The 8900-nt window shown below is 61.8% G+C and carries 11 protein-coding genes; 4 read left to right on the top strand and 7 right to left on the bottom strand.

Annotation, left to right across the window (positions count from 1 at the left end; translation table 11 throughout):
* Window positions 1–51: 51 nt before the first annotated feature.
* From KBP54_RS11165 to KBP54_RS11180, 4 genes are all read left to right on the top strand, one after another.
* Complete coding sequence (locus KBP54_RS11165) at window positions 52–603, top strand: sigma-70 family RNA polymerase sigma factor (RefSeq protein WP_256005821.1); 552 nt, start codon at window positions 52–54, stop codon at window positions 601–603.
* A 373-nt stretch (window positions 604–976) separates the two neighbouring features.
* Entirely contained in the window at window positions 977–1927 is a 951-nt protein-coding gene (gene trxB / locus KBP54_RS11170) for a thioredoxin-disulfide reductase (RefSeq protein ID WP_070363386.1), read from the top strand.
* A gap of 30 nt (window positions 1928–1957) precedes the next feature.
* Window positions 1958–2281 (top strand): thioredoxin, encoded by a 324-nt coding sequence (gene trxA, locus KBP54_RS11175; RefSeq protein ID WP_070478319.1) that lies wholly within the window; start codon window positions 1958–1960, stop codon window positions 2279–2281.
* A gap of 51 nt (window positions 2282–2332) precedes the next feature.
* Window positions 2333–3514, top strand: coding sequence for an N-acetylmuramoyl-L-alanine amidase (locus tag KBP54_RS11180; protein WP_270049409.1), 1182 nt, complete (start codon window positions 2333–2335; stop codon window positions 3512–3514).
* Here KBP54_RS11180 and KBP54_RS11185 read toward each other — a convergent pair whose 3' ends face one another.
* From KBP54_RS11185 to rpmH, 7 genes are all read right to left on the bottom strand, one after another.
* The gene (locus KBP54_RS11185) at window positions 3515–4591 is read right to left on the bottom strand and encodes a ParB/RepB/Spo0J family partition protein (protein ID WP_256005825.1); all 1077 of its coding nucleotides are present in this window, start codon (window positions 4589–4591) and stop codon (window positions 3515–3517) included.
* Window positions 4592–4593: 2 nt separating this feature from the next.
* Entirely contained in the window at window positions 4594–5475 is an 882-nt protein-coding gene (locus KBP54_RS11190; protein ID WP_070363382.1) for a ParA family protein, read from the bottom strand.
* Between the two features lie 20 nt (window positions 5476–5495).
* Complete coding sequence (gene rsmG / locus KBP54_RS11195) at window positions 5496–6113, bottom strand: 16S rRNA (guanine(527)-N(7))-methyltransferase RsmG (protein WP_256005826.1); 618 nt, start codon at window positions 6111–6113, stop codon at window positions 5496–5498.
* A gap of 92 nt (window positions 6114–6205) precedes the next feature.
* Window positions 6206–7186, bottom strand: coding sequence for a membrane protein insertase YidC (gene yidC, locus KBP54_RS11200; RefSeq protein WP_071568056.1), 981 nt, complete (start codon window positions 7184–7186; stop codon window positions 6206–6208).
* 23 nt (window positions 7187–7209) lie between these two features.
* A complete protein-coding gene (yidD, locus tag KBP54_RS11205; RefSeq protein ID WP_256005829.1) occupies window positions 7210–7512 on the bottom strand; it encodes a membrane protein insertion efficiency factor YidD in 303 nt (100 codons plus the stop codon).
* Window positions 7491–7862: a ribonuclease P protein component gene (gene rnpA / locus KBP54_RS11210; protein ID WP_256005830.1), complete on the bottom strand. Its 372-nt coding sequence runs from the start codon at window positions 7860–7862 to the stop codon at window positions 7491–7493. The genes yidD and rnpA overlap by 22 nt, the downstream gene beginning before the upstream one ends.
* 22 nt (window positions 7863–7884) lie before the next feature.
* A complete protein-coding gene (rpmH, locus tag KBP54_RS11215; protein ID WP_070478313.1) occupies window positions 7885–8022 on the bottom strand; it encodes a 50S ribosomal protein L34 in 138 nt (45 codons plus the stop codon).
* Between the last annotated feature and the right edge of the window lie 878 nt (window positions 8023–8900).

Consider the following 8900-nt stretch of genomic DNA (forward strand, 5'->3'; position numbering starts at 1 on the left):
TTCCGGCGCTGATGCATCACACTGGATGCATCAGCAATGGGAGGGTGCATCATGCGCAGAAAAACGGACCACCAACTCGTCCACGACTACATCGCAGGCGACATCCACGCCTTCAACCTCATCGTCCGGCGCCACGAACGCAACATGCTCAGCGTCGCCCTTCGCTACTCACGCAATGAGTGCGACGCCGAAGACATCGTCCAAGACGCCCTGCTCAAGGCGTCCCGTCACCTGTATGGCTTCCGCTTCGAGTCGAAGGTGTCTACCTGGCTATACCGGCTGGTCGCCAACGCAAGCTTGGACCACCAGCGCCGACGCAAGGCCGAGTACACCGTGTCCCTCGACGACAACGATGAGCTCTCCCAGGACAAGGATCCCCGCCTGGCCCACGACCCGACCGCTCACCTCGACCGCCTTATCGCCGTCAAGGACGCGCTGCGCGTCGTACCGGAGGCGCACCGGAAGGCTGTCTTCCTCATCGATATCATGGGCATGTCCCTGCAGTCCGCCGCCGACACCTGCGGCGTCCAGCCCGGCACCATGAAGTCGCGCCGCGCCCGAGCTCGCGCCATGATGCTCGAGCACATGGAAGAGGTCTGTTAGCTCCTCGCTGGGGACTCGCACCACATTCCAGGATTTTGACCATCCCCGAGGCGTTTCCCCAGGTCGCGTGCTTCGCGTGGGGGAATTTGGTGTCCAGGAAACGGGGCGAGTGACAAAAGACGCAATTCGAAAAAACGCGACCTACATACCTGCAGGTCGCAAAAGGGCTAGGCAACAAGGGGTGTGTCTTTTGGCACTGGGTCCCATCAAGGAGACACCAAATTCCTGCTTTCCAGCAGGACGCTCGGCGTTTCCCCAGGTCGCCAACCCCTCAAGCGGGAATCTGGTGCGCATGCCAAAAGCACACGTCTGGAACAAACAGTAGACTGGCTACGTTTACACCCCTGACAGAGCAAATCTACGAGGAGTTTCCATGACCAACGAGGCCAGCGAACAAACAGAACAAATTCATGACGTGATTATTGTCGGCTCGGGCCCGGCGGGGTACACGGCAGCGCTGTACGCGGCGCGTGCGGAGCTGAACCCGTTGGTGTTTGAGGGTTACGAGTACGGCGGCGAGCTGATGAACACCACTGAGGTCGAGAACTTCCCTGGCTTCAAAGATGGAGTGATGGGCCCGGATCTGATGATGCAGATGCGCGATCAGGCGGAGAAGTTCGGCGCGCGCCTGGAGTCGGAGCTGGTGGACAAGGTTGATCTCAGCGGTGACGTGAAGAAGGTGTTCGTGGGGGATGACGTCTACCAGGCCCGCGCGGCCATTCTCGCTACTGGTGCGGCACCGCGTCACCTGGGCATTCCGGGTGAGGCTGAGCTGACGGGTCGCGGTGTGTCCACGTGCGCGACCTGTGACGGCTTCTTCTTCAAGGATCAGCACATTGCCGTTGTCGGTGGTGGGGATTCGGCGATGGAGGAAGCGACGTTTTTGACCAAGTTTGGGTCGAAGGTCTCCATTATTCACCGTTCGGAGAACTTCCGCGCGTCGCAGATTATGTTGGAGCGCGCCCGGGCGAATGAGAAGATTGAGTTTATTACGCATTCGGTGGTCGAAGAGGTCGTCGAAAAGGATGGCAAGGTTGGCGGCCTGAAGGTGCGCAACGTGCAGTCGGGCGAGGAGTCGGTGCTGGACGCGACGGCGTTGTTCGTGGCGATTGGGCACGATCCGCGTTCGGCGTTCCTGGAGGGCCAGGTGGCCACGGACGAGGGCGGGTACGTCCTTGTCGACGCCCCTTCGACCCGCACGAACGTGCCGGGCGTGTTTGCGTGTGGCGATTTGGTGGATAACCACTATCGTCAGGCGATTACGGCGGCTGGTTCGGGGTGCCGGGCGGCGTTGGATGCGCAGCATTTCCTTGCGGCGCTTTAGAATAGAAAGAACTGTGTTCAAGGAGGAACGATGAGTGCACCTGTTGATGTGACGAAGAATACGTTTAAGGCTGAGGTCGTTGAGGCTTCGACGCCGGTGTTGGTGGATTTTTGGGCTGAGTGGTGCGCTCCGTGCCGGAAGTTGTCGCCGACGCTGGATGAGATTGCGTCTGAGCTGGATGGCAAGGTGAAGGTCGCGAAGGTGAATGTGGATGAGGAGCGTGAGCTGGGGATGATGTTCCAGGTCATGTCGATTCCGACTGTGTTGATCTTCAAGGATGGCCAGAAGGTGGATGAGTTTGTGGGGGCGCTCCCGAAGGCGCAGATCGTCCAGAAGGTTGAGTCGTATCTGTAGGCTGTCCGTCGTAGGATGGACTGCATTGTTGGTTTTGTAGAAAGGTGCCCAGTGGGTGACATTCTCCGCGTAGGTGATTCGAGTGCTCGCGTGGCCGAGGCGCGTGCGACGCTTGCGCGTTTGGGCATGTTGGAGGACTTCGATGGGGACATCGAGGACTTCAACTCGCGGCAGTTCACTCCCGACGAGATGCTTTTCGACGCCCCTTTGGCGGAGTCCGTGAAAGCATTTCAGCAGTCGCGGGGAATTATGCCGACTGGCGCTATCGATGACTTGACGTTGCGTGAGCTGCGTGAGGCGTCGTATACGTTGGGGGCGCGTGTGTTGCAGTACCAGCCGAATCAGGAGCTGGTGGGCGACGACGTGGGGCAGTTGCAGACGCAGCTGCATGAGCTGGGGTTTTATTCGGATCGTGTGGATGGGCGGTTCGGTCCGCGCACGCACGAGGCCGTGGTGAATTACCAGCTGAACTCGGGCTTGGAAGACGATGGGGTGTGTGGCCCGGATACGTTGCACGCGTTGAGCCTGTTGGGCCGCCGGATTACGGGCGGTTCGGCGCACGCGATTCGTGAGCGTGAGCATGTGCGCGCGGCTGGCCCGCAGTTGGCGGGCAAGCGCGTGGTGATTGACCCGCATCTTGGTGGTGCGGATAAGGGCGCGCTTGTCGACGGCCCCTTCGGCCAGATCACGGAGGAGGAGATCCTGTGGGATTTGGCGCAGCGCGTGGAGGGCCGCATGATTGCGGCTGGTGTGGAGACGATTATTTCGCGTCCGCGTGGTGATAATCCGTCGTGTAAGGAGCGCGCCGATTTGGCGAACGGCTTCGACGCCGACTTGGTGATTTCCCTGCAGTTGGACCGTTATGCCAATGAGAAGGCGAATGGTGTGGCCACGTTCTACTTCGGTTCGGAGAACGGGACGTCGTCGATGACGGGGGAGACGCTGTCGGGCTATATTCAGCGTGAGATTGCGGCGAGGACGTCGCTACGTAATTGCTGGAATCATGCCCGGACGTGGGAGATGCTGCGGATGACGCGGATGCCGTCGGTGGAGATCGTGGCTGGGTATGTCACGAATCCGCACGATGTTGAGGTGGTGACGGATCCGCAGCAGCGTGACGCGATCGCGGAGGCGATTGTGGTGGCGGTGAAGCGCCTGTACTTGCTGGATTCTGATGACCAGCCGACAGGCACCTACTCCTTCCAGGATTTGCTCCGCCAGGAGCACCTGTAGTTAGTCGGTGCCCTGGATGAGGCCCATGATGCGCTCGAAGTCCTGACGGTCGCCGAATTCGACGACGATTTTGCCTTTCCGTTTGCCCATGGTGACGGAGACTTTGGTGTCCCATTCGTCGGCGAGTTGGTCGGCGGCCCGGGTGAGGTATTCGGGCTGGGGGACGGGTTCGCGGCGTTTCTTCTGTGGGACGCCGCCTTCGTTATTCATGAGCGTGACGGCTTCTTCGGTGGCGCGGACGCTTAAGCCCTCGGAGACGATGCGTTCGGCGAGCAGGGTCTGACCGTTGGAGGTCAGGGCGTCGCTGCCGAGCTTGAGGCCGAGCAGCGCACGGGCGTGACCTGCGGAGAGAACACCGGCGGCGACGCGGCGCTGCACCGGCACCGGGAGGCGCAGGAGGCGGATCGCGTTGGTGATCACCGGGCGGGAGCGGCCGAGTTTGTCGGCGAGTTGCTCCTGGGTGACGCCGAACTCTTCGAGAAGTTGCTGGTAGGCGGCGGCTTCTTCGAGTGGGTTGAGTTGGACGCGGTGGATGTTTTCCAGGAGGGCGTCGCGAAGCATGTCCTGGTCGGAGGTTTCGCGGACGATGGCTGGGATGTGCTTCAGGCCGGCTTTGGAGGCGGCGCGCCAGCGGCGCTCGCCCATGATGAGCTCGAAGCCCTCTGGGGTGTCGCGGACGACGATGGGCTGCAGCAGGCCGAACTCGCGGATGGAGTGGACCAGCTCGTTAAGGTCGTCTTCGTCGAAGACCTGGCGGGGCTGCTTCGGGTTCGGGATGATCTGCCCGACCGCGATTTCCTGGTAGCGTGCGCCGACGGGCACGGGTTGCATAACGTTCTCTGGCGTGGCGCCGACGGTTGGCGCGCCCGCGACCTTGGGTCGCTTTCCGCGGGGCGGAAGCTTGTCGCCGCCACCGGAAGCACCGGAAGCTCCCGAAGCCCCGGCGGCGCCGAAGATCACGTCGGAGGCTTTGCCGCCGATGCCGCCGGTTTTGCCGGTTTTGTCGGTCGCGGCCGGTGCCTGCGGGATGAGTGCTGCTAGTCCGCGGCCGAGGCCGCCTTTACGCTCTTGTGCCATGGTTATTCCTCGCCCTCGTCAAGTTGTTGGGCCACCTGGGGGCTGACTCCAATGGGCCCCGTGGTGGCGTGTGGTTGGTAGTCGCCGCGTGTTGCCAGTTCGCGGGCGGCGTCGTAGTAGGCCAGCGCTCCGCTGGAGAGTGGGTCGTAGTCGATGACGGTTTGGCCGTAGCCGGGCGCCTCGGAGACCTTCACGGAGCGCGGGATGACGTTGCGCAGCACCACTTCGCCGAACTGGTTGCGCACTTCGCCGGCGACGTCCGCCGCGAGGCGCGTGCGGGCGTCGTACATGGTGAGCACGATCGCGGAGATGTGCAGGTTGTGGTTGAGGTGCTCGCGGATCATGCCGATGTTGCCGAGCAGCTGGCCGACGCCCTCAAGCGCGTAGTACTCGCACTGGATGGGGATCATGACTTCGTCGACGGCGGTCATGGCGTTGATGGTGAGCAGCCCGAGCGATGGTGGGCAGTCGATGAAGACGTAGTCGAAGTTGTGCTCCTCGAGGAAGCCGCGCCGGATGGCGTCGTGCAGCCGGTATTCGCGGCGCACCATGGACACCAGCTCGATTTCGGCGCCGGCGAGGTCGATGGTGGCGGGGATGCAGTAGAGGTTCTCGTTGTTGGCGTGCGCCTGCAGTGCTTCCTCGGGCGTTGCTTCGCCGATGAGGACTTCGTAGCTGGAGGTGGTGCCGGAGGTGTGCTCGGCACCGAGCGCGGTGGAGGCGTTGCCCTGCGGGTCCAGGTCGATGACGAGGACGCGCATGCCTTGGCGGCTCAGTGCCGACGCCATATTCACCGATGTCGTCGTCTTGCCGACGCCGCCCTTCTGGTTCGCAACGGTGAACACGCGGGTGTGCGCGGGGCGTTGCAGCGTGGCGTTGTCCATGCTGGTGGTGTTCCTTTCCGCTATTTCCGCACGATTCGGATGAGGGTGGTCGGCTGGTCGAGGACGTCGGCGCCAACCTGGAAAATGTTCGGCGTGATCCCCCCGGCTTTCGCAATCGCCCGCGCGTCGCGTTCTAGTTCTTCTGCAACACTAGCGCCTTTCAGCGCCAACATCGAGCCCCCGCGGCGCACCAGTGGAAGGCTCCAGCCGGCGAGCTTGCCCAGGGGCGCGACCGCGCGGGAGGTGACCACGTCGAACTGCCCGCCGGGCTGCTCCTCGGCGCGGCCGCGGACGACGGTGACGTTGTCCAATCCCAGCTCGTCTTTGACCTCGGCGAGGTACGTGGAGCGCTTCAGCAGCGGCTCGATAAGGGTGAACGAGACGTCGGGACGGGCGATGGCCAGTGGGATGCCGGGCAGCCCTGCGCCGGAGCCGATGTCAGCGACGGTGGTGGCGTCGTCAAGTGCTTCGGAGACCACCGCACAGTTGAGGATGTGCCGTTCCCACAGGCGGCTGACTTCTTTGGGGCCGATGAAGCCGCGCTCGGCGGCGGTTGTGGCGAGCGATTCGTGGTAGGCCTCGGCGAGCGGCAGGCGGTCGCCGAAGATGGTGGCGGCTGCTGTGGGTAGTGCTGACACGGCTGTGTACTCCTTTGAATTTTTAGTCTGGCATCGACTCTAGTAAAAGTAACGCCCCCAGCAAACACTTGCTGGGGGCTGAAGGCAGTCAGCTACTTGCCTTGCTGCTTGCGCTGCTTCTTGCTGCGCTTGTCCACCTTGCGTGCACCGACAACGGGAGCGGAGGCGCGCTTGGCTTCTGCCTTGGCGCGCTCCTCGGCCTCTTCCTCGGCGTCCATCTTGGCGAAGACGATGCGGGTCTGGAAGAAGGTCCACACGTTGTTGGCCAGCATGTAGAACAGCAGGCCGATGTGCCACAGGAAGCCGGACGCGATGATCATGACCGGGAAGACCCAGAGCATCATCTTGTTCATCATCTGCATCTGCTGTTGCATCATGGCGGCGTTGTCACCGGATGGGGTGTTGACCTTGCCGGCGGCGCGGCGTGCGGCCTGACGGTTCATGGACATCCGGGCGTTGAGGTGGGTAAACGTCGCGGAGATGAGCACGAGCGGCAGGCACACCATGATGATGTTGGCGCGGGTGAAGTCCAGGCCGGTGAACGCCGCGAAGGCGTCTTCTGGCATGGACATGTACGCGGAGAGCGGCACGCCGAAGAAGTCGGCGTCCAGGAAGGAGCGGACGTCTTCTGGGGAGAACGCGTAGTTGGCCAGGTTGCGGTTTTCTTCAACGCTCAGTCCCAGCTGGTTGGGGCCGGTGCCGGTGCGGTTGAAGGAGCGCAGCACGTGGAACAGGCCGATGAACACGGGCATCTGCGCCAGCGGGACGATGCACGAGGCGAGCGGGTTGGTGCCCATCTCCTTGTACAGCTTCTGCGTCTCTTCCGCCATTTTCTGCTGGTCGTTCTTGTACTTTTGGCGGATTTCCTGCATCTTCGGCTGCATTTCCTGCATCTTGCGCATGGACCGCATTTGGTTGACCATGGGCTTGACCAGCAGGGTTCGCAGGGTGAAGGTGAGGAAGACGATGGACAGGATCCATGACAACGCCGAGTCTGGCGAGAGGATGAAGCCGAATACTTTGTGCCAGAACCACAGCACCCAAGAAATCGGCCAGTAGATGAAATTCAGCACTTTGGGGTGTTTCTCCTCGTTGGTTACTTGGTGGTCGTTCCTGTGGACGCGTCCGTACCGCTGCCGGGTACTGGGTCGAACCCGCCGGGGTGCCAGGGCCCACATTTGCAGATGCGGGCCACGCTGAGCAGGGTGCCTTTGATGGCACCGTGTCGCGCGACCGCTTCGAGTGCGTAGGCGCTGCACACTGGCATGAAACGACACGTCGCACCCATCTTAAGGGGTGAGAGGTACTTTTGGTAGCAGCGTACGGCTTTCACGAGTGCCCGCGCGGCCGCGGTTGGTGGTGCGGGGATGCGTTGGCCTAGGAAGTTGTAGTACGCCATTTGTCCAGGGCTTTGCGCAGCGCGGCGTCGTAGTCGTGTGCGAGTTGCGCGCTCGTGGCGGTGGCTGAGGCGGGCAGGGCTCTCACCACGACGTCGTGGTGCAGCTCCAGCTTATCGACGCCCCCTCGCAGCACATGCCGCAGTTTCCGAGACACCGCGTGCCTGGTCACCGCGTTACCGACCTGCTTGGACACGATCAGTCCGAAGCGCGGCCCGCCGTGCAGCGCGACGGCGTCGTCGGCCCGGGAGCGGACGTGGACGATTAAAGTGCGAGACCCCGCGCGCACTCCTTTCCTCATGGTCTGCCGGAAGTCGGCAGAGGAGGAGAGTTTGTGCGGGCGGGGTAACACGATGTCGCTGCGCTTCGGGCGTTTATGCCGTCAGGCTTGCGCGGCCCTTCTTGCGGCGCGCGGAAACGATTGCGCGGCCGGCGCGGGTGCGCATGCGGGCACGGAAGCCGTGCTTGCGTGAACGACGGCGGTTGTTTGGCTGGAAAGTCCGCTTAGACACGGTGGACTCCTTATAAGAGGTCACGACGGCCAGCGGGAACCCGCCGCGGTGTGCGACGCATTCCCTCCCGGGGTAGTAGCCGTCCCGGAATTGTAATGTTCAGGTTGAGATTGCCCGGCCGCGGCGCGTTGTGCGCGTTGACCTGCATGCATCACCTTCGCTGACTCGCCCTGGGTGGGCGGCCCGGTGCACTGCGTAGATGGTGCTCTCAAGCACACCGTGGGCATGTTGCTTCGCGCCCGTGGTGTGACAGACTACGCCAGACTACGCGAAAAACCGCTGGTTGTTCAAATCGACACACTGTCTTTTGCGCCGGGTGGGGCGCAGGTCCATTCGTTTACCCCCGTAATTACAAAGGTGTACTTTCGCGCAGGTGGTTGCGCATTTTCGAACACCGGGGGCCGCGCTATCACCGGCCTGACGCGCGATTACTTCCCAACACGCGTACGCAATGTTCGAGATTTCCTGTGAATCACATCCGTGAAACGAGTTATCCACAGGGTTGTGGCGTGCGGGCTGTTAGACATTGCAAGCTCACACCGGGTAACAATGATAAAGCACCACAATTACACACGTTCTTTCTCCACATTGCTGTGGATAACTGTGAACAACAGGTTGAGACTTTGCGGCGTAATTTGTAATTACAGCAGGTCACAGCCGGTAAAAGTTCCGTGAAAAGTTATCCACAGGGGAGGGGGAAGGCTGTGGACAACTTGCTCACCGAAGTTATCCACAGGTGTGGACAAGTCTGTGGAAGATACTGGTGAGACGCAGGTTTTGGAATTACAAAATCTGTGAAACAGCGGTGGAATGTACGTGAAATTCCACAGTTGTGACGAACGTCACTAAATGACATGTCGGATTAGGAGGAGAGCGGG

This window comes from Corynebacterium pseudogenitalium, assembly GCF_024453815.1.
Taxonomy (GTDB): Bacteria; Actinomycetota; Actinomycetes; order Mycobacteriales; family Mycobacteriaceae; genus Corynebacterium; species Corynebacterium pseudogenitalium.